At 48.3% G+C, this 20864-nt stretch carries 23 protein-coding genes; 12 read left to right on the top strand and 11 right to left on the bottom strand.

Features of this window, described 5'->3' with window-relative positions; translation table 11 throughout:
• Positions 1–20: 20 nt before the first annotated feature.
• The gene (gene pmbA / locus ICU98_RS06400) at positions 21–1367 is read left to right on the top strand and encodes a metalloprotease PmbA (protein ID WP_215351489.1); all 1347 of its coding nucleotides are present in this window, start codon (positions 21–23) and stop codon (positions 1365–1367) included.
• 3 nt (positions 1368–1370) lie between these two features.
• Here the strand turns inward: pmbA and ICU98_RS06395 are convergent, their stop codons facing one another.
• Genes ICU98_RS06395 through fdxA form a run of 4 tightly spaced genes read right to left on the bottom strand, consistent with a single transcriptional unit; the run spans position 1371 to position 4077 of the window.
• Positions 1371–1859: a dihydrofolate reductase gene (locus ICU98_RS06395; protein ID WP_215335942.1), complete on the bottom strand. Its 489-nt coding sequence runs from the start codon at positions 1857–1859 to the stop codon at positions 1371–1373.
• A gap of 2 nt (positions 1860–1861) precedes the next feature.
• Entirely contained in the window at positions 1862–2656 is a 795-nt protein-coding gene (locus ICU98_RS06390) for a thymidylate synthase (protein WP_215335941.1), read from the bottom strand.
• Positions 2657–2684: 28 nt separating this feature from the next.
• Positions 2685–3722, bottom strand: coding sequence for an NAD(P)/FAD-dependent oxidoreductase (locus tag ICU98_RS06385; RefSeq protein ID WP_215351486.1), 1038 nt, complete (start codon positions 3720–3722; stop codon positions 2685–2687).
• A gap of 31 nt (positions 3723–3753) precedes the next feature.
• The gene (gene fdxA / locus ICU98_RS06380; protein ID WP_215351483.1) at positions 3754–4077 is read right to left on the bottom strand and encodes a ferredoxin FdxA; all 324 of its coding nucleotides are present in this window, start codon (positions 4075–4077) and stop codon (positions 3754–3756) included.
• Positions 4078–4215: 138 nt separating this feature from the next.
• Here fdxA and ICU98_RS06375 point away from each other — a divergent pair, with 138 nt between their 5' ends.
• A complete protein-coding gene (locus ICU98_RS06375) occupies positions 4216–5217 on the top strand; it encodes a D-glycerate dehydrogenase (protein ID WP_215351479.1) in 1002 nt (333 codons plus the stop codon).
• A 39-nt stretch (positions 5218–5256) separates the two neighbouring features.
• On the opposite strand, the gene ICU98_RS06370 is transcribed toward ICU98_RS06375, so the two are convergent.
• From ICU98_RS06370 to ICU98_RS06350, 5 genes are all read right to left on the bottom strand, one after another.
• The gene (locus ICU98_RS06370; protein WP_215351476.1) at positions 5257–5550 is read right to left on the bottom strand and encodes a hypothetical protein; all 294 of its coding nucleotides are present in this window, start codon (positions 5548–5550) and stop codon (positions 5257–5259) included.
• A gap of 12 nt (positions 5551–5562) precedes the next feature.
• Positions 5563–6861: a gephyrin-like molybdotransferase Glp gene (gene glp / locus ICU98_RS06365; RefSeq protein WP_215351474.1), complete on the bottom strand. Its 1299-nt coding sequence runs from the start codon at positions 6859–6861 to the stop codon at positions 5563–5565.
• Positions 6858–7463: a molybdenum cofactor guanylyltransferase MobA gene (gene mobA, locus ICU98_RS06360; protein ID WP_215351472.1), complete on the bottom strand. Its 606-nt coding sequence runs from the start codon at positions 7461–7463 to the stop codon at positions 6858–6860. Before mobA ends, glp begins: the two co-directional genes overlap by 4 nt.
• Positions 7463–8578, bottom strand: a complete 1116-nt coding sequence (moaA, locus tag ICU98_RS06355; protein ID WP_215351469.1) for a GTP 3',8-cyclase MoaA — start codon at positions 8576–8578, stop codon at positions 7463–7465. The genes mobA and moaA overlap by 1 nt, the downstream gene beginning before the upstream one ends.
• 84 nt (positions 8579–8662) lie before the next feature.
• Positions 8663–11272, bottom strand: coding sequence for an Rne/Rng family ribonuclease (locus ICU98_RS06350; RefSeq protein WP_215351467.1), 2610 nt, complete (start codon positions 11270–11272; stop codon positions 8663–8665).
• A 447-nt stretch (positions 11273–11719) separates the two neighbouring features.
• On the opposite strand from ICU98_RS06350, the gene ICU98_RS06345 reads away from it, so the two are divergent.
• From ICU98_RS06345 to sppA, 3 genes are read left to right on the top strand one after another with little or no spacing between them, the layout of a single operon-like run.
• Positions 11720–12763 carry an RluA family pseudouridine synthase gene (locus ICU98_RS06345; RefSeq protein WP_215335932.1) on the top strand — a complete coding sequence of 348 codons (1044 nt, stop codon included), beginning with the start codon at positions 11720–11722 and terminating at the stop codon, positions 12761–12763.
• A gap of 1 nt (position 12764) precedes the next feature.
• The gene (locus tag ICU98_RS06340) at positions 12765–13448 is read left to right on the top strand and encodes an HAD-IIIA family hydrolase (protein WP_215351464.1); all 684 of its coding nucleotides are present in this window, start codon (positions 12765–12767) and stop codon (positions 13446–13448) included.
• Between the two features lie 17 nt (positions 13449–13465).
• Positions 13466–14419, top strand: coding sequence for a signal peptide peptidase SppA (gene sppA, locus ICU98_RS06335; protein ID WP_215335931.1), 954 nt, complete (start codon positions 13466–13468; stop codon positions 14417–14419).
• Here sppA and ICU98_RS06330 read toward each other — a convergent pair.
• Both ICU98_RS06330 and ICU98_RS06325 read right to left on the bottom strand, forming a co-directional pair.
• Complete coding sequence (locus ICU98_RS06330; RefSeq protein ID WP_215351461.1) at positions 14416–15189, bottom strand: SAM-dependent methyltransferase; 774 nt, start codon at positions 15187–15189, stop codon at positions 14416–14418. The genes sppA and ICU98_RS06330 overlap by 4 nt on opposite strands.
• Positions 15186–15794 carry a Maf family nucleotide pyrophosphatase gene (locus ICU98_RS06325; protein ID WP_215351459.1) on the bottom strand — a complete coding sequence of 203 codons (609 nt, stop codon included), beginning with the start codon at positions 15792–15794 and terminating at the stop codon, positions 15186–15188. The genes ICU98_RS06330 and ICU98_RS06325 overlap by 4 nt, the downstream gene beginning before the upstream one ends.
• A gap of 31 nt (positions 15795–15825) precedes the next feature.
• Here ICU98_RS06325 and ICU98_RS06320 point away from each other — a divergent pair, with 31 nt between their 5' ends.
• The 7 genes from ICU98_RS06320 (at position 15826) to acpP (ending at position 20856) form a co-directional block, all read left to right on the top strand.
• Complete coding sequence (locus tag ICU98_RS06320; protein ID WP_215351456.1) at positions 15826–16407, top strand: DUF177 domain-containing protein; 582 nt, start codon at positions 15826–15828, stop codon at positions 16405–16407.
• A gap of 102 nt (positions 16408–16509) precedes the next feature.
• Complete coding sequence (rpmF, locus tag ICU98_RS06315; RefSeq protein ID WP_112204698.1) at positions 16510–16689, top strand: 50S ribosomal protein L32; 180 nt, start codon at positions 16510–16512, stop codon at positions 16687–16689.
• Positions 16690–16773: 84 nt separating this feature from the next.
• The gene (gene plsX, locus ICU98_RS06310; protein ID WP_215351453.1) at positions 16774–17787 is read left to right on the top strand and encodes a phosphate acyltransferase PlsX; all 1014 of its coding nucleotides are present in this window, start codon (positions 16774–16776) and stop codon (positions 17785–17787) included.
• Positions 17784–18770 carry a beta-ketoacyl-ACP synthase III gene (locus tag ICU98_RS06305; RefSeq protein ID WP_305849374.1) on the top strand — a complete coding sequence of 329 codons (987 nt, stop codon included), beginning with the start codon at positions 17784–17786 and terminating at the stop codon, positions 18768–18770. The genes plsX and ICU98_RS06305 overlap by 4 nt, the downstream gene beginning before the upstream one ends.
• A 23-nt stretch (positions 18771–18793) precedes the next feature.
• Positions 18794–19729 carry an ACP S-malonyltransferase gene (fabD, locus tag ICU98_RS06300; protein ID WP_215351451.1) on the top strand — a complete coding sequence of 312 codons (936 nt, stop codon included), beginning with the start codon at positions 18794–18796 and terminating at the stop codon, positions 19727–19729.
• A gap of 38 nt (positions 19730–19767) precedes the next feature.
• Positions 19768–20511, top strand: coding sequence for a 3-oxoacyl-ACP reductase FabG (gene fabG, locus ICU98_RS06295; protein ID WP_215351448.1), 744 nt, complete (start codon positions 19768–19770; stop codon positions 20509–20511).
• Positions 20512–20616: 105 nt separating this feature from the next.
• Positions 20617–20856, top strand: coding sequence for an acyl carrier protein (acpP, locus tag ICU98_RS06290; protein WP_028819177.1), 240 nt, complete (start codon positions 20617–20619; stop codon positions 20854–20856).
• Positions 20857–20864: the final 8 nt, after the last annotated feature.

Genomic DNA, 20864 nt, shown 5'->3' with positions numbered 1-20864 from the left:
ATTCTAGCTATTATTGAGACATGTTCACTTATTCATCCCATCAGTTTCAAGAAATCATCGAGTTTATGCTGGCAGAGGCTGGGCGTAGAGGCGCTTCTGATGCCATCGCTGAAGTCTCTGAGGGTCAAGGCTTGGCGGTTACCGTCCGTAAGGGTGAAGTGGAAACGATTGAGCAAAGCCTTGATAAACAAGTTGGGGTCACCGTCTTTCTGGGGCATCGCCGGGGTAATGCTAGTACTAGTGATTTTTCACAAGCATCTTTGCGGGCAACTGTAGAGGCTGCGTACCATATTGCTCAACATACCGCAGAGGATGACTGTGCAGGTCCGGCCGAGCCTGAGCTCTTAGAGAAAAAACCAAAAGACTTAGATTTGTTTTATCCTTGGAACATCGATTCGATTGAGGCGGTTGAGATTGCACGTGCTGCTGAGGCTGCTGCCTTTGGGGTGAGTAGACAAATTCGCAATAGTGATGGCGCTTCTGTATCCGCCCATCACGGCCATTTCATGATGGGGACTACGAATGGCTTTATGGGGGGCTATCCTTTTTCTCGCCATTACATTTCATGTGCGCCAATTGCGAACGGCTTGACGAAAAAATCGGGCATGCAACGTGATGACTGGTATTCCAGCTCTCGAGTGCCTGCAGAGCTTGCTGAACCTGCTGCAATCGGAAAGTACGCGGCTGAGCGAGCACTCTCTCGGCTAAATGCGAGGTCGATTAGTACTCGACGTTGTCCGGTAATCTTTGAAGCTCCTCTGGCTGCAGGTCTAATGGGTGGCTTGGTTCAGGCTGTTTCAGGCGGGGCTTTATATCGTAAATCCAGCTTCTTACTAGATAGCCTGGGTAAGGCGGTATTACCCAAGCATGTCAGTCTGATTGAAGAGCCTCATCATCCTGCCACAATGGGTAGCGCGCCTTTTGATGAGGAGGGTGTAAAAACCCATGCACGTACTGTGGTTGATCAAGGAATTTTGCAGGGCTATTTTCTGTCGACGTACTCTGCGCGCAAGTTAGGCATGAAAACTACTGGTAATGCGGGCGGCTCACACCATCTCACATTCCAAAGTAAAAGAACTCGCAAAGGTGGATTGCCTGCGCTGTTAAAAGAGATGGGCACCGGTTTATTAGTGACTGAGCTAATGGGCCAGGGTGTGAATTACGTTACTGGCGATTACTCTCGAGGCGCTTTTGGTTACTGGGTAGAGAACGGTGAAATTCAATATCCCGTTGAGGAAGTCACAATTGCTGGCAATCTACGTGACATGCTCATGGACATTGCCATGATTGGCAGTGATACTTTAGTTCGGGGCAGCAAAGAAACCGGTTCGATCTTGATTGGCTCAATGACCGTGGGCGGAAAATAATTTTTATTTGCGCTCTAGAGTAACGAAGTCAAAGTGAATGTCACCCTCGACATTCGGTAGACGTTCTAATTCATGCCAATGAGCAGGATCGGGAATCTCAAAGAAGGTATCTCCGCCCTGTATGTCGAGTTTAATCTCAGTAAGGTAAAGACGATCCGCTAAAGGAAAGGCTTGTGTAAATAATTGCTCGCCACCGATTACAAATACACGCGGGAATTCTGCAAGACTAGCCAGCGCTTCTTCTAAAGAGTGAACGACTTCACCACCATGAAGTTGTAGGTCATGATTGCGTGTCACAACAATATTGCGACGACCCGGAAGTGGGCGGCCAATCGATTCCCAAGTCTTGCGGCCCATGATGACGGGATGACCCATGGTGACACGTTTGAAGAATTGCAGATCAGCTGAAATTTTCCAAGGCATTTGATTGTCTCGCCCAATCACATGATTCTGTGAACGGGCAACAATCATTGAAATTGCAGGTCGCGCCATGATTAGATCGCTACCGGCGCTTTGATATGGGGGTGAGATTCATAGCCAACGATCTCAAAGTCTTCGAATTCATAATCGAACAGAGAGTCTGGCTTGCGCAAAATATTGAGCTTAGGTAGCGGGAAGAAGTCTCTCGACAATTGCAGTTCAACTTGCTCAAGATGATTGCTATACAAGTGGCAGTCGCCACCCGTCCAAATAAAGTCACCCACCTCTAAATTACATTGCTGGGCAACCATATGGGTTAGTAAAGCATAGCTAGCGATATTGAAGGGAACGCCTAAGAAGATATCTGCACTGCGTTGATAGAGCTGGCATGACAGCTTTCCATCGGCAACGTAGAACTGAAAGAAAGCATGACATGGTGCTAGCGCCATTTTAGGAATGTCTGCTACGTTCCAGGCGGAGACGATGATGCGTCGTGAGTCAGGATTCTTTTGAATGGTCTCAAGCACTTCAGAGATCTGATCGATATGTTGGCCATTGGGTGCAGGCCAGGAACGCCATTGATAGCCATAGATTGGACCAAGATCACCGTCTGGCGCAGCCCACTCATTCCAAATTGAAACACCGCGCTCTTTTAGCCAATTGTTATCAGTGCTACCTTTGAGAAACCAGAGTAATTCATAGATGATGGATTTGAGATGGAGTTTTTTAGTTGTCACCATCGGAAAGCCATCGGCCAAATTAAAGCGCATCTGGTGGCCAAAAACTGAGAGTGTGCCGGTGCCTGTTCTGTCAGATTTGGGGGTCCCCTTAGCGAGAACTTCTTTCATCAGGTCGTGATATTGGCGCATGATTGATAAAGTGTAATGTAAAAGGGCTTTACTCTGTATTCCCTACCCCAAGGACTTTGTGGAGCTTGGTTGAGGTGGTGGTGTATTGGAGCTGAATGGTTTTTTCTGGGCTGAGATAGGCTGCAGCAGCAAAGGCTGCCAAGGCTGCTTCATGAAAGCCCGACAGAATGAGTTTCTTCTTACCAGGGTAGATATTGATATCGCCTACCGCGAATATTCCTGGGGTGCTGGTTTGGAACTTTTCGGTATCCACCGTAATTTGTTTGCGATCAATATTCAAGCCCCAGTCAGCGATGGGGCCTAATTTAGGAGACAGACCAAAGAATGCCAACATCACGTCACAGGGAACCTTGCTACTAGTACCATCAATGCCAGTGATGAGGAGTTCACTGAGTTTGCCATCTTTCACTTCAAAGCCAGCCAGCTGTCCAATTTGCAGATGGATTTTTCCGGCATCACAGAGCTCACGCATTTTGGAAACGGATTTTGGAGCCGCTTTAAAGTCATCACGCCGATGAATCAGCGTCAGCTTACTGACCTTGTCAGCAAAATATAAAGCCCAGTCGAGCGCTGAGTCACCGCCGCCACAGATCACCATATTTTTACCAAGATATTGCTCAGGATCTTTTACGCGATAGAACACTTGGCTGCCATTAAATACCTCAATCCCATCGAGGGGGACTAGGCGCGGCTGGAATGCGCCGACACCTGCAGCGATAAAAACGGTTTTGCTGATGAAATGTTGATCTGCTGAAGTCTGAATATCAAAGCGACCATCTTGTCGCTGGCTCACCATGCTGACCTCTTGCCCCAAATGAAATTGGGCCCCAAAAGGTTCGATCTGTTTGAGAAGATTGTCAGTTAATTCTTTACCGGTGCAAACAGGCAGGGCAGGGATATCGTAAATCGGTTTATCGGGATAGAGCTCCATGCATTGACCACCAATGATGGGCAATGCATCGATGACATGCGCTTTAATCTCTAGAAGACCGAGTTCAAATACCTGAAAGAGTCCCACCGGACCGGCGCCAATGATGACTGCATCGGTTTCAATGGGGGATGACAAGTGATTGCCCTAGAGGATAGGTAAGTAAAAATTACTTGACCAGTGCAGCCAATTTGTTTTTGACGTCTTTCCACTCATCAGCATCTGGCAAGGCGCCTTTGGATTTGGTAATAGAAGTCCAAGAGGATGCGAGCTCAGCATTGATCTTGATAAATTCTTGTTGATCTCCGGGGACATCATCTTCCGCATAGATCGCATTGACTGGGCATTCTGGTACGCATACGGCGCAATCGATACACTCATCGGGATCGATTACCAAAAAGTTGGGGCCTTCGCGGAAGCAGTCCACTGGGCACACGTCCACACAGTCGGTATATTTACAACGGATGCAGGATTCAGTAACAACGTAAGTCATGGTAATTGCTCAATTTTCTATTCGGTAGCCCAAGGCTTGCCGTGGGGGGGGGTAAAAACTGATTTTAGCTGAATTCACCCTTTTTCTTGAGAAACTTCCTAATTCAGTTGAGGTAAAGTCTCTTCTAAGGAGATCTAAATGAGTACACAAAATACAGCTAAAAAACCTAAAATCTTCATCGCCAGAGCGATATTTCAGGACGCACTTCCCCTATTGGAGGAGTCTTTTGAGGTCACCTCAAATCAGTCCGATGAGGTATTAACTCCCGATGAATTGCAAAAAGCCCTCGTCGGGATGGATGGCGCCTTAGTTTCGGGCGGCGACCGAATTGACGCCAAGGTCCTAGCAACTGCAAAGGATCTCAAAATCGTTGCCAATATTGCAGTGGGCTATAACAACCTAGATATCCCAGCCATGACTGCAGCAGGCGTAATGGGAACAAATACCCCTGACGTATTGACGGATACCACTGCTGACTTTGGTTTTGCCTTAATGATGGCTGCGGCGCGTCGAGTGACTGAATCAGAGCATTGGCTAAGAGCCGGAAAATGGGAAAAGTGGGCCTTGTTCAATAACCCATTGGGCGTCGATATTCATCACAGCACATTGGGCATCATTGGTATGGGCCGTATAGGTCAAGCAATCGCTAAGCGTGGTTTAGGCTTCGGTATGAAAGTGATCTATTGCAATCGCAAACGCTTGCCAGAAGATATTGAAAAAGAGCTCGGTGCAACTCATGTCTCAAAAGAAGAGTTACTGAAAACAGCAGACCACGTAGTTTTGGTTCTCCCTTACAGCGCTGAGAGTCATCACACCATTGGCGCAAAAGAGCTGTCATTAATGAAGCCTACTGCAACGATCACCAATATTGCGCGTGGCGGTATTGTCGATGACCTGGCGCTGGCGCAAGCCTTGAAGGCAGGCAAGATCTTTGGTGCCGGTCTAGATGTATTTGAAGGTGAGCCAAAGGTGATTCCAGAGTTGCTGGCATGTAGCAATGTAGTGCTTGCGCCGCATGTGGGTAGCTCAACAGAACAAACCCGTAGAGCGATGATGAATCTGGCAATCAAAAATCTGCGCGCAGGACTCGCAGGTCAAAGACCACCAAACTTAATTAATGCAGAGTTAAAGCCGAGCTAAAAGTTCAGAACTGATTATTCAGCGATCGAAACAGGGTAATTACTCTGTTTCGATTTCGTCTGGGAGTTCGCGCAGAGCTAATTCAATACCACCGAACTTGCTGGCAACCCAGTTGTAGACTTTGCATGCAATCCATAGCAATGCAAAACCGAGTAATGCATTCAGAATCAATGCAGAGATTACGGTAAATCCTGGTATTGCACCATCCCGAATAAATGCAACAAACAGGGCTAGGAGAACAATCGGTACCGAGAAGCAGAGGTAAACCAAAACGAGGGTTTTGGCGGTGTGCGACGGATCGAGGAAGACAACTTCTTTTTTAGTGAGTTTCATAATGCTGCAATCTTAAAGCAGTCCTTCGAAAAGCGCTACATCAACCCAGTCACCTGCAGCAATATTTTCTTGATCGTGGCCAAGAATAACAAAGCAGTTCGCTTCACTCATCGAGCGCAAGATCCCCGCACCCTGACTTCCAGTGATCCGAACCACAGGTCGACCAAGTGGGTCGCGGCTCAGGATTGCCCGTTGAAATTCAGTCCGCCCAGGCTTTTTACGAATGGGTTGCTCTGCCATTGCTTGAGTTAGGGGTGGCCTTATGTCTTTGGCGCCATTGAGTTGTAAAAGGGCGGAGCGCACAAATTGATAAAAGGTGACCATCACTGCCACAGGGTTGCCTGGTAGTCCGAAGAATAAGGTCTTGTGGCTTGGAGATTTTCCTGGAACAGCTTTTAGTGTGCCAAATGCCATTGGCCGACCTGGCCGCATAGCAATTTTCCAGAAGCCAACATCTCCAAGCTCTTGCAGCACTTGTTTAGTGAAGTCCGCCTCCCCGACGGATACCCCGCCACTGGATATCAGTACATCTGCCTTTTTTGCTGCCTCACAAAAGGCTGCCTTTAATGAATCTGGATCATCTTGCACAATGCCACAATCGACTACTTCTAAACCTAAGCGCTTGAGCATGCCAGTCAAGCTATAGCGATTGCTATCGTAGATGCCGCCTTCCTGAAGCGTTTCTCCTAAGGGGGTTAGTTCGTCACCTGATGACAGAATAGCTACTCGTAATTTACGTTTGACCTTTAATGAAGCGATTCCCAATGAAGCTGCTAAGCCGAGATCAGCAGGTCGTAAGATTCTGCCGGCAAGAATTGCTGGCTTATTCTTTTGTAAATCCTCCCCTTTGAGGCGGCGGTTATCGCCAGCTTTCAAGGCTGATGGGTCAAAGATCATGTCATGTTCAGTAGCGCTAACCAATTCTTGAGGGATGACGGTGTCGCAGGTGTTTGGCATCAAGGCACCTGTCATGATCTTGATGCATTCACCTGCTGCAATTTCACCAATAAACGGTTTACCCGCATAGGCGGTACCGACGATTTTTAACTGAGTTTTTCCGCTCCCACTCTTTAGGCAAGTACCATCAAAAGCATAACCATCCATTGCAGAGTTATCAGCTGAGGGCACATCAATCGGCGAGAGGAGATCTTCGGCTAGAACGCGATTGAGCGAATCATTCAGGGGCACTAGCTCGGAGTCGAGTGGTGATTCTCGTAAGACCTCGTTTACTAAACCAGTAATCGACTCATGCGCTTGATCAACACGTAAAGATGAGCTCAAGAGGATGGGGTTGTTAGGAGAATACTTCATGCTGATACTTTTTCCAGAGCAAGGAGTTCTTCGGGAGTATTTACATTGGCAAATGCAGATTCTGAATCAAAGATTACTGTACTGGCATTTAACTGTTTAAACCAGCGATCAATTTTGAAATCTCCCAAGCTGATAAATTCCTGAAGCGACTCCAGGACAGCGGTGCGCATCAGGCAAAAGACTGGCTGAGCCCAAGCTTTACCTGCGAGATCCTTGCTGGATGCATAGACAAGATCAAAAGATTCCTCACTCATCTTGGCCGCTAGGAGTTCAACCAGGTTTGTCGGCAGTAAAGGAGAGTCGCAAGGGGCGGTGACCAAATATTTGGTGGGACAGGCTTTCAGGCCAGCAGCAAAGCCAGCCAGAGGGCCTGAGAAACTCAGATCATCGTCACTAAGCACTGGGAATCCATAGCTTGAGTAGTGTTCAAGATTGCGATTAGCATTAATCAATATTGAACCGACTTGAGGGCGCAGCCGATGAATGGCCGATTCGATGAGTGGGCGATGATGAAAAGGAATCAGGCCCTTATCAACGCCACCCATTCTTTGGGCGCGACCGCCAGCAAGGATGAGTCCGGTAATTTCTGTTCGAGAGATCATTAGCCGCCAATGTAGGACATTTCAACTTTTGGACCTAGTGACTTTACTTGCTCGCTAATCGAGCCTCGGATCTCAGAATAACGATCATCGCGTTTAGACCAGACCGACATGATGGCATTAGCAATCTCTAAATCACTTTTACCTGAACGCAGCATGGATTTGAAATCAAAACCTTTATTCGCAAAGAGACAGAGATAAAGCTGACCATCTGTTGAGATGCGCGCCCGTGAGCAATCACTACAGAAGGCTTGGGTCACACTAGAGATCACGCCGATTTCACCGGAGCCATCTTGATAGCGCCAGCGTTTAGCGACTTCACCAGCATAGTTGGCGGAGATGGCCTCTAAAGGATGTACTGAATGAATCAGCGCAATCACCTCCTGAGAGGGAAGTACTTCCGCCATATTCCAACCATTGGAACTCCCCACATCCATATACTCGATAAAACGCAAAACAATGCCAGTCCCTTTGAAGCGTTCTGCCATGGAAATAATTTCGTGCTCGTTGCTTCCTTTTTGAACAACCATGTTCACTTTGATGGATTCAAACCCTGCCTCTTGAGCAGCAGTAATACCATCGAGCACATCTTCAACAGGAAAATCTACATCATTCATCTTTTTGAAGACGGCATCATCCAAGCCATCGAGGCTAACGGTAATGCGTTTGAGGCCAGCTGCCTTGAGAGCCGCAGCTTTTTTGCGCAAAACGCTGCCGTTCGTCGTTAAGGTGAGATCCAGTGGCTCACCCTGAGGGGTTTGAATCTTTGCGAGCATCCCAATCAGAATCTCTAGATTTTTACGAAGAAGAGGCTCGCCTCCCGTTAGGCGGATTTTTTCTACGCCGAGCGTAGCAAAGATGTTTGCAAGTCGAGTGATTTCTTCAAAGCTGAGCAGTTCATCATGAGCCAAATAAGGATAGTCTTGATTAAAGACTTCCTTTGGCATGCAGTAGGTACAGCGGAAATTGCAACGATCGGTAACAGAAATTCGCAGATCTCTTAATAGTCGACCACGAGTGTCTAGAGTCGACATGCTGGGCGAATGTAGATGAGAAGGGATAGGGGCAACAAGGCCCTTTCCTTCATCAATTCGAATGGGGATGACTTTTTCAACCATCGTTCAATTATGGCTGTGAAACGGGGTTTCTGCCAAACCGCTCAATACCCCGTTGGGATATTGAGTAGTCTGGAGAAATTCGTTTTAAACCGTTTTTTCTTGACCGCCGGTTTCAACCAGAACCATGGGGCCATCTGGAAGCGTTGCGGCTGGCTTCGGAGTTCTACCCAAATTAACAGAAATAGGTTCTGTCTGAATTTGTGACTGCACTTCCGAGTGCTTGCTTGAATCAGTTGCAACCCAAATCATTCCGGCGGACTCCACCACATTTTGCAGAGGAGTTTCCTCTAGGGCTTTAAAGGCCACCTTAGGAAGTTCAGCAACAGGTTTGGCAATCACTTCAATTGCAGGAGCGGGGCTTGATGGTTTTGGATTGCTATGGCTTCTTTGAGGACGCTCAGGTGCAACCGGTGTAGGCTTGTGATTACCAAAGCTCTGTGCCAAGTTCTGAGTAGGCATTGAAGCGGATGTTCCAGCCATACCAACCGGTGGTCCTGAGAAAGCTGGAGCAGATGCTGGAGCTGAGACTGGAGCGGCTGAAGCGATGCTTGTAGTTTCATCACCAGCATTGCGTTCGCCACGCTCGCGTTGACCGCGACCACGACCACGACGATTACGTCCGCGACCACGACGCTCTTCACCATCGGCATTTTGAGTTGCATCAGCTTGAGGTGCCACCTCACCACTGCTGACAGGAGTGGCTGCATTGGCATTGTTTTGCTGACGCTCTGGCTTTGGTCCATTCTGGTTACGGTTGTTATTGCGGTTACGTCCCTGACCCTGACCTTGTCCTTCTGGACGCGGTTTATTCTCACCGGCAGCAGCATCTACGGCAGGTCGTTCAGCGCGTTCACCATTGCGATCGTTCCGATCACCGCGGCGGCCACGGTTGCGGTTATTGCCACCACTATTGTTGCCGTTGCGTTGATTTGGATGACGACCACGACCGCGATTTTCTTCGGGCTTTACTTCAGGCTCAGCCGATGAGAATAGCTTCTTAATAAAGCCAAACAAGCCGCCGGCACTTTCCACCTTCTTGGCTGGCTCACGCTGTGGACGTGGCTGACTGACTGGCGCAGGCTGATTAGGTGTAATGCCTTTAACAGCAGCCTCAGGACGAACCTTTACATCGGCGTCTTTACGACTCACGATGGTATCTGCTTCTAATTCACGAGCAGCTTCTTCTGCCATCACATAGCTGGCTTTTTGGTCATCTAAGCGTGGATCGTCGTGACGCAAACGCTCAAGCTTGTAATGCGGTGTCTCCAAGTGTTTATTAGGCACCATCAAAACATTCACCTTAAAGCGGCTCTCGATCTTGATCACTTCAGCGCGTTTCTCATTGAGCAGGAAGGCAGCCACTTCGACTGGAACCTGCGTATGAATTGCAGCCGTATTTTCTTTCATTGCCTCTTCTTGAATGATGCGCAAGACTTGCAGTGCAGAGGATTCGGTATCGCGAATATGACCGGTGCCATTACAACGTGGGCAAGTCACATGGCTACCCTCAGAAAGAGCAGGGCGTAAACGCTGACGCGACATTTCCATCAGACCAAACTTGGAGATCTTGCCCATCTGAACGCGAGCGCGGTCATGACGCAAAGCATCTCGTAAGCGATTCTCAACATCCTTTTGCGCTTTGCTCGAATCCATATCAATGAAGTCGATCACAATCAAACCGCCTAGGTCGCGTAAACGCGCTTGACGAGCGATTTCATCGGCAGCCTCAAGATTGGTGCGTGCGGCAGTTTCTTCAATATCCGAGCCACGGGTGGCACGAGCAGAGTTCACGTCAACCGATACCAATGCTTCGGTATGGTCGATCACAATTGCGCCGCCAGATGGCAAAGGCACGGTACGTGAGTAAGCCGTTTCAATTTGGTGCTCAATTTGGAAACGTGAGAAGAGGGGTACATCATCTTGATAGCGCTTAACCCGTGGCAAGTTGTCTGGCATCACTACCGACATAAATGCTTGCGCTTGTTCAAAGATGTCATCGGTATCAATGAGAATCTCGCCAATATCAGGCTGGAAATAATCACGAATCGCCCGAATGACGAGGCTTGACTCTAAATAAATCAGCAGTGGTCCGGAATTACCTTTGGCAGCCTCATCAATGGCTTTCCATAACTGCATGAGATAGCTTAGATCCCATTGCAATTCAGTAGCATCGCGGCCAATACCAGCGGTACGTGCAATGATGCTCATCCCATCCGGAATATCCAATTGGGCCATGGCATCACGGAGTTCTTGGCGATCTTCACCCTCAATCCGACGAGATACACCACCCCCGCGAGGATTATTGGGCATTAATACCAAGTAACGACCTGCCAGAGAGATAAAAGAGGTTAGGGCGGCGCCTTTTTGGCCCCGCTCCTCTTTTTCAACCTGGACAATGATTTCTTGCCCTTCGCGCAGCGCATCCTTAATAGAAGCACTACGGACATCGATACCTTCTTTGAAATAGGTGCGAGCCACTTCTTTGAATGGTAGAAAGCCATGACGCTCTTCACCATAATTGACGAAGCAAGCTTCGAGGGAAGGTTCAATGCGGGTGATAACCCCTTTGTAAATATTGCCTTTGCGTTGTTCACGACCGGCAGCTTCAATATCAATATCAATGAGTTTTTGACCATCGACGATGGCAACTCGCAACTCTTCTTGTTGAGTTGCATTAAATAACATGCGTTTCATAACACTCTCCTTAGGGGGAGGGCGTCGTTGCGCGCTGCGTTAGGGGACAGATTTGTACCAAGTGCGGGCAAAGCCCATTGGCGTAAAAGTGTGGATCAAACTATTGCCAGTGAATTTCACTTGGCTCACTGAATTCACTGTTCTGTGATTCGGTGCCACACCTGACGATCGCCGCAGAGACCTCCTTTAGGTCATCAATGCAGGCGCGCGCCTGAAAACTGTCTTCTAATCGCGGGTCGCGGCATACGGCACACCAACCCTGCGCCTCATTAAACAGGGGAGGGGCAACCCTGGGAGTCTTTAAGGGCGACTCCAAGCTCCACAATTCCAGTCTAACTCAGACCGGTCTCGGGCCAATAAATTGGCTAGAGCATTGATTATACGGCACAAGTTGAATGAGAATGGGGTATTGTTGAGTCCCTTGCCAGTCTGGCGAGAGATAACAGTATGAAATCGAACCCCTTTCCCAAGCCCTCAGCCAAGCCTCTCAGCCAGCCCACCATCAAAGCTGCTAAGACCAAAGTCCCAGTCGCTCCGGCGGTGCGTTTGGAGACAATCGGGCCAGAAGAGGCTGGACAGCGCTTAGATAACTATCTCTTGCGCTGGGCCAAGGGTGTCCCCAAAAGCCACGTTTATCGGATTATTCGTTCTGGCGAGGTGCGGGTCAATAAAAAAAGAGCTGAGCCTACGACCCGTCTTGTTGAGGGCGATGTGGTTCGAGTGCCCCCTGTCAGAATTGCGGAACCCGCCCAAATTGCGGCTGCAAATTCTGCTCAAACCAAATCCCGCGCTCAAGGCTTTTCCGACAAAATGCCCATTTTGTTTGAAGATGAAGCTTTGCTGATTGTTGATAAGCCAGCCGGTCTTGCCGTTCATGGCGGTTCGGGAATTGCCCTGGGCGTGATCGAGACTCTACGAATTACAAGACCCGAGTTGAATTTTCTGGAATTAGTACATCGCTTAGATCGAGATACCTCGGGCGTTTTGATGCTGGCAAAAAAGCGTAGCGCCCTAGTAGAGATGCATCGCCAAATACGAGAAGGTCACACTGATAAACGGTATTACCTTTTGGCGCATGGCGCAATTGATGCCGGTCCAGGAACGATGCAGCTCAAGTTCCCCTTACATAAATACCTCCTCCCAAATGGTGAGCGTCGGGTCAAAGTCGATCCTGATGGATTGCCGAGCCATACCGCGCTCAGGGTTGTCAAAAAGTTGCAACAAGGAGATGTTGCAATCAGTTTGGCTGAAGCGCAATTAAAGACAGGTCGCACTCACCAAATTCGGGTGCATTTACAAAAATTAGGGCATGCGATTTTGGGTGATGATAAGTACGGCTTTGAGGATGCGGATAAGCGGATGAGATCCAAGCGACTCTATTTGCACGCTCATTTAGCAGGATTTACCCATCCTCGTACCGGAGAAAAAATGCGGATTGAATCCCCACTTCCTGCTGAGTTTGCAGCCATGATGCAAAGCTTTGAGCAATAGCATGACCAAATCTGCGCAATCTAAGCGACGCTATGACCTGATTGTTTGGGATTGGGACGGCACGATCATGGACTCTACCCCCACGATTGTGAACTGTATTCAGCAAGCCTGTCGTGACTTGGGATTCAAGGAGCCGGATGATACTTTGGCAAGCTCAGTGATCGGTTTGGGCATTCAGGATTCGCTACGACGCGCCGTACCCTGGATTGAGCCAATGCATTTTCCTAAGCTCACAGATCGTTTTCGTTATCACTATTTAGCTAAAGATCATGAGCTTCATTTGTTTGAGGGTATCCGCGAGCTACTCGAGGATTTACGCAATGAGGGCTACTTGTTGGGTGTTGCAACTGGAAAGTCACGCGCGGGCTTGGATCGCTCTTTAGAGTTTCATCAATTGGGTCATGTGTTTCACGAGACGCGCACCGCAGACGAATCTTTTTCTAAGCCCCACCCCGGTATGCTCTTAGAACTTTCCGATGTAATGCAAGTACCTACTCGTCGGATGCTAATGATTGGCGACACTACACATGATTTGGATATGGCTAATAACGCAGGAGTTGATGCCATTGCAGTCACTTATGGGGCGCATCCTCCAGACACTCTGCGAGAAGCAAAGTCTTTGAGCCATGTGGATAATGTTTCCCAACTATCACAGTGGCTGAAACTGAACTTAATAGAACAATAAAGTCTGAGAAAGTAATCATGGAAAACAATCAGAATCCAAACACCAACTGGGAGCGTCAAGCACTCGAGCATTTACTCTTAGAAAATCTCAAAGAGAGTCGCAGAGGCCGTCGCTGGCGTGTTGTCTTTCGGATCGTTACATTGCTGATCTTGATTGGCATCGCTGTATCTTTATTTGATTTTCAGTTGCCGGGTCACGGCATGGGGGTTGAGAAACACACTGCCTTAGTCTCTTTAGAGGGCGAAATTTCTGCGCACTCAATGGCCAATGCTGAGGACATCAATGCATCATTAGATGCTGCCTTTGAGAATGAGCATAGTGCTGGCGTCATTCTGCGAATTAATAGTCCTGGCGGTTCGCCTGTTCAAGCGGGCATGATGAATGATGAGATTCACCGCTTGCGTAAGCTCTACCCCAATAAGCCTTTTGTAGTCGTCGTAGAGGATATTTGCGCCTCAGGTGGTTATTACGTCGCAGTCGCAGGTGATCAGATCTTGGTTGATAAAGCCAGCTTGGTTGGCTCAATCGGCGTCATCATGGAAGGCTTTGGTTTTACGGGCTTAATGGATAAGTTGGGCGTGACTCGTCGCATGATTACTTCTGGCTCTAACAAGGGAATGATGGATCCCTTCACCAAGGAAAATCCAAAACAAGTTGAGATGGTTCAAACCATGATTAATGAGATTCATCAACAGTTCATTAACGTGGTGAAAGAGGGGCGTGGCGATCGCCTAAAAGATGCGCCAGATCTTTTTTCTGGTCGTGTCTGGAATGGCGAACAGGCAGTCAAGCTTGGCTTAGCTGATGGCTATGGCACTGTCAATTCTGTTGCACGCGATACCTTTAAGGCACCGGATATCTTGGATTACACTGTAAAAGAAAACTTTGCCGAGCGCGTAGCAAAGCGTTTTGGTGCAGAGGCAGGAACCGCTGCGGGTAAGGCAATCGTGAAGGCTTCAGACCTTCACTAGGCTAGCAGTAAAAAGACGGCTGGTCGGTTTTGTAGCGATGCGCAAGCGGCCTCATTGGGATAACGCTTGCGCCATTCAGAAACACTCAGCGTCCCAATAGATTCAGTAGGCAAAGTGAGATCAACTCCAATGCACAGCTTTGTCTGGGGTGATAAGTTGCTCAAGCAGGCCAAAACCATTGCAGTATTGCGATAGGGCGTTTCAATCCACAATTGGGTTTGCTGTAATTTTCTGGACTCTAGTTCGAGTTGCTTCAGCTTGCTACTGCGCTCTTGATTGTCATGCGGTAAATAACCTTGAAATGCAAAGCGTTGCCCATTTAGACCGCTCGCCATCAAGCCCAACAAGAGGGAGCTCGGGCCAACCAGCGGTTTCACTTTAGCCCCTAGCTGATGGGCAGCCAATACTAATTCGGCGCCAGGGTCAGCAACACCAGGTACACCCGCTTCCGACATCAGTCCTATGTCTTTGCCCGCAATTAAAGGCTTCAGGAGATCGGCTGCTTCAATGTCTGCACCATATTTTGCATTGCGAGCTGCACCACGCCATTCACTCATTTGCATTTCTTGAAGCGGGCAAATCAAAGGCGTCACAGTTTCAATCGCTTTTAGTAAGGCCCGCGCTGTTTTTGCTTCTTCCACAATCCAATATTGAAGTTTGGCCGCTTGACTAATCGTTTCAGATGGTAGCACTGATGCTAATTGTTCCTGACGAGCATGGTCACCCAAAGTATTGGGAACGAGATAGAGGGTTCCTGGCGCAGAGCTCATTGGGAGCTGCTCTTTGTGGCTGGGATGGTGAACCCTGCATCGCGCAACAAACCACTGAGTGCAATCAAAGGTAAACCAATCAACGCAGTTGGGTCATCGCTACGAATGTACTCCAAGAAGGTAATCCCCATGCCTTCAGACTTAGCACTGCCGGCACAATCGTAGGGTTCTTCGGCATGCAAATAAGCCTCCAGTAAATCATCTTTGAGATTGCGGAATTTCACTTCAGTCGGAATACAAAGGCTCGTTTCACTTCCGCCATTCATCAAACACAGGGCTGTATAAAAAGTGACGATTGAGCCGCGCATGAGTTGAAGTTGTGCAAACGCACGCTCAAAGTTTCCCGGCTTCCCAATAGCTGCGCCACATAGGTCTGCCACTTGGTCTGAACCAATCACCCAAGCCTCGGGATGGATTTTGGCAACCGCTGCTGCTTTGGCTTTTGCAAGACGTAGGGCGAGGGCCTGGGTGCTTTCTCCTGCAAAAGGTGTTTCATCCACTTGAGGTGATACCACCTCAAAGGGAATGCCGAAACGGCTCAAAAGCTCCTTGCGATACACCGAAGTCGATGCCAGGATCAACTTGGGATTAGTGGAATTGCTCATACTGAAACTTGCCTTCATTTAGACTGATGTCATGAATCGTAATCAAGTTTTACCTCAAGTGGTCTTATCTGGCGAACCCAATGCGTTGCGCAAAATCGATTTTTGCGCCCCTCAGACCTATCAAGGGTCAGGATTTTTACCAATCAAAGCCCTAGCCCGAGTGGCTAAGGAGGTTTCTGAGATTGCTGAAGGGGATGGTTTTACTTGGTCAGTTCAGAGTCGCTTTACCCATTCGCCCGGAAGCGAGCCTAACCCGATTTTGGATTTAAGCCTGAATGGGAAGTTGCATTTGATCTGTCAGCGTTGTCTTAGGCCTTTTGCTGTGGATCTAGTTGAAAAGCGCCAATTTCTGCTGCTAGCAAGCGAGGCAGACGCAGATGCCTATCCGATTGAGGATGATGAGCTAGAGCCCTTGGTAGCCTCCCAGCACTTTGACTTACTCGAAACCATTGAGGATGAAATTCTGCTTTCCTTGCCTTTAATTCCAAAGCATTCCGAGGGAGTTTGTCAGGCTCATCTGTCCTATGGTGACGCCAATGAGACAGAGGGAGGCCCTGCTGAAAAGCGAGAAAATCCCTTTAACATATTGAAAAATATGAAGAAAAGTTCCTAAGGAGGACCATGGAGTGAAGGGTGTCTTGATGGCAAATTGCCAATAAATCAAGCATTTAGGGGGTTTTCTATGCTAGAATATTGCCTTGCTTAGGAGTTCAATATGGCCGTCCAACAGAATAAAAAATCACCTTCCAAACGTGGCATGCACCGTGCACACGATTTCCTGTCCGCACCTGCTACGGCTGTAGAAGCCACCACAGGCGAGGCGCATTTACGTCACCACATTTCGCCAAATGGCTACTACCGTGGTCGTAAGGTTGTTAAAACTAAAAACGACTAATTTTTTAGTCTAAAAAGATCGAAGCGGCTCACTTTAAAGCCGCTTTTTTCTTGAACATACTCAATTGCAGTATTCAATCAGCTTATGAGTGTCACTCTCGCTATTGATGCCATGGGCGGAGACCATGGGGTCGTGGTTACCGTTCCCGCTTGCTGCGATTTCCTTGAAAAACACCCTGATGTCAGAATCTCCTTAGTTGGAGACCCTGAGCAGCTGAAGCTCGCCTTAAAACCCTATTCCAAAACGCTTTTAGAGCAGATTCAAATTGTTCCTGCAAGCGAAGTTGTTTTGATGGACGACCCAATCGAGGTAGCCTTGCGCCGTAAAAAAGATTCTTCGATGCGTGTCGCAATCGAGCAAGTGAAGGAAGGTTTGGCCGACGCTGTGATTTCATCTGGAAACACGGGCGCTTTGATGGCGATCTCTCGTTATGTACTGAAAACGCTCGATGGAGTAGACCGTCCTGCTATCGCTACTGCAATTCCTAATGAGTTGGGGCGCGGTACGACGATGCTGGATTTAGGTGCGAACGCTGATTGTGAGCCTATGCATTTATTGCAGTTCGCGCAAATGGCGAGCGTGATGGTTCAAGTGGTTGACGGTAAAGATCGTCCTTCCATTGGACTGCTGAATATTGGCGAAGAAGTCATTAAAGGTAATGAGGTAGTTAAACAAACCGCTGAACTTTTGCGTGCAAGCAAGCTGAATTTCTACGGCAACGTTGAAGGTAACGACATCTTTAAAGGCACAACCGACATCGTAGTATGTGATGGCTTTGTTGGTAATGTGGTTTTGAAGGCGAGTGAAGGCTTGGCCAAGATGATGAGCGGCTTGATTCGTGAAGAGTTTAATCGCTCACTCATGACCAAAATCATGGCGATCTGTGCCATGGTGCCCTTGCTGAGAGTCCGTAAGCGCGTAGATCATCGACGCTATAACGGTGCTGTATTGTTAGGTTTGCGCGGTTGCGTGATCAAAAGTCATGGCTCAGCCGACCGGTTTGCCTTTGGTTTTGCTTTAGATCGTGCATATGAAGCAGCGAAGAATAAGATGGTAGCAAGAATTGCACAGGACTTTGTGGCGGAGACTAAAGCATGAGTATGTATTCTCGGGTGGCAGGAACCGGCAGTTATCTGCCAGCACAACGCCTGACCAATCAAGATCTGGTTGAACGCTTGGCAAAGAGCGGAGTAGAAACGAGTGATGAATGGATTTTTACCCGTAGTGGAATTTCTGCGCGTCATTTTGCTGCTGAAAATGAACTCACTAGTGATCTTGCAGTCAAAGCAGCGCAGGCTGCTTTAGAAAGTGCTAAGAGCTCTGCTCAAGAAATCAATCTCATTATTTTGGCTACATCTACTCCTGATCATCTGGGTGGTTTCCCAAGCACGGCTTGCGTGGTTCAGGATAAGCTAGGTGCACACAACCAATGCGCTGCTTTCGATGTGCAAGCAGTGTGTGCAGGTTTTTCTTATGCATTGGCGATAGCTGATGCTTTTATTCGGACGGGCACTTACAAAAAAGTGTTAGTCATCGGTGCAGAAACCTTCTCTCGTATTTTGGATTTTAACGATCGCACGACTTGTGTGCTCTTTGGCGATGGTGCTGGTGCAGTAGTACTTGAAGCTTCTCCAGAGCCAGGAATTCTATCGAGTGCTTTACATGCAGACGGTAGTCAACGTGACATTCTGTGCGTACCAGGCAGAGCGGTTCGAGGTGGGGTTGAGGGTTCAGCCTTTATGACTATGGATGGTCAGGCGGTATTCAAATTGGCCGTTAAGGTGCTTGAGCAAGTCGCCATCGAGGCTATCGACAAAGCAGGGCTCAAGCCAGAGCAAATCGACTGGTTGGTACCACATCAAGCCAACATTCGGATCATGGAAGGCACAGCCCGCAAGATGGGTATGTCGATGGATAAAGTGATTGTCACAGTGCATGAGCACGGTAATACTTCTGCTGCCTCCATACCGCTTGCATTAGATGCAGGTGTACGTTCTGGTCAAATACAGCGAGGCCAACATTTATTATTAGAGGGTGTCGGCGGCGGTTTCGCTTGGGGCGCAGTCGTTCTTAAATACTAAATTTCCATACATCGATTGATCAAATGACTTTTGCATTCATTTTCCCTGGCCAAGGTTCTCAATCGGTCGGTATGTTAAACACCATTGCGCATCGCCCTGAGGTGAAGGCCCTTTTGCAAGAGGCCTCAGATGCTTTAGGTGAGGATGTGGCTCAACTGATTGCTGAAGGTCCTGCGCCGGAATTGTCTTTAACCACCAATACCCAACCCGTTATGTTGACGGCTGGGGTAGCGTTCTATCGCGCTTGGTTAGCAGAGGGCGGCTCTGCGCCCACCATCATGGCGGGTCACAGCTTGGGTGAGTACTCTGCCTTAGTTGCTGCTGGCGTCATTGCATTCAAAGATGCAGTGCCCTTGGTGCGCTTCCGTGCTGAAGCAATGCAGACTGCGGTACCAGTAGGTACCGGTGGTATGGCGGCAATTTTGGGTCTGGATGATGAGATCGTAAAGCAGGTTTGTGTCGAGGCTAGTAAAGTCTCTGGCCAGATAGTCGAGGCTGTGAATTTCAATGCCCCTGGGCAAGTGGTGATTGCAGGTTCAAGCAACGCGGTAACGAAGGCCTGTGAGCTCTTGAAGGCGGCTGGTGCTAAGCGTGCCTTGCCATTGCCTGTTTCTGCGCCGTTTCATTCTTCACTACTGCAACCAGCCTCCGAAAAATTACAGACCTATTTGAGTGGTGTTGTTTTCAATACCCCAAGCATCTCTGTTGTGAATAACGTAGATGTCCAAGTCTTAAACGATCCTGTCGCCATTAAAGATGCCTTGGTGCGCCAGGCGGCTCGACCGGTTCGCTGGCACGAAACCATCAATCTGATGGCCAATCAGGGCATCACTCAGGTAATTGAATGTGGCCCTGGAAAAGTATTGGCTGGTTTGGCCAAACGGATTAATGATCAAGTCACCGGTCTGCCGATGTTTGATGAAGACAGCTTGCAAGAAGCATTAAAGATTGTGAAATAAACTACTAGTGGACCATTGATTGCGGAATATAAAAGAATATGAATCTTGATCTCAACGGAAAAATTGCTTTAGTAACTGGAGCGTCGCGTGGTATTGGCCAAGCGATTGCGGATGCCTTAATGCAGTCTGGTGCCAAGGTGATCGGTACAGCTACGACTGAGGCGGGAGCTCAGGCGATTGATGCCCGTCTGAAGTCGAATGGTGGTAAGGGCATGGCTCTAAATGTGACTGATTCAAAGGCTTGTGAAGAGATCATCGATTTGATTGTTAAAGAATTTGGTGGGATCGATATATTGGTTAACAACGCTGGCATTACCAAAGACCAATTAGCGATGCGCATGAAGTCCGAGGAATGGACAGATGTGATTGATACCAATCTGAGCGCAGTTTTCAGATTGTCACAAGCGGTTTTGCGTCCGATGATGAAGGCTCGTGCTGGCCGAATTATCAATATCACCTCGATCGTGGGGCATATGGGTAACCCAGGCCAGGCAAACTATGCTGCTGCTAAGGCAGGGGTCTCCGGCATGACCCGCGCCCTTGCTAGAGAAATTGGCAGCCGTAACATTACGGTGAATTGTGTCGCGCCCGGCTTTATCGATACGGATATGACTCGCGCTCTGAGCGAAGAGCAACAAAATGCACTGAAAGCCAATATTCCTTTGGCCCGTTTGGGGACTCCAGAGGATGTTGCGCAAGCAGTTGTATTCCTGGCTTCGCCCGCGGCAGCTTACATCACTGGAAATACGCTTCACGTCAATGGCGGGCTCTATTTAGCCTGATCTCGCTAAGCTATGGATTTTATTGGGTTTTAGCGGATTTGCTGATTTAGTCCAACAAGCTGATAAAATCCTCAAATCGTTTTTTTACAACCCTTGGGGGACTTAATGGATAACATCGAACAACGCGTTAAGAAAATCGTCGCTGAGCAATTGGGCGTCGCTGAAGGAGATATCAAGAATGAATCTTCTTTTGTGAATGACCTAGGCGCTGACTCTCTTGACACTGTTGAGTTAGTAATGGCTTTGGAAGATGAATTCGGTATTGAAATTCCTGATGAGGAAGCCGAAAAAATCACCACCGTTCAGCTCGCGATCGACTTCGCTAAATCTAAAGCTCAGGGTTAATTCCCGAG

The sequence above is a fragment of the Polynucleobacter sp. MWH-P3-07-1 genome (genome assembly GCF_018687555.1).
Taxonomy (GTDB): Bacteria; Pseudomonadota; Gammaproteobacteria; order Burkholderiales; family Burkholderiaceae; genus Polynucleobacter.
The sequence above is the reverse complement of the archived record's forward strand: the minus strand, read 5'-3'. Positions and strand labels throughout refer to the sequence as shown.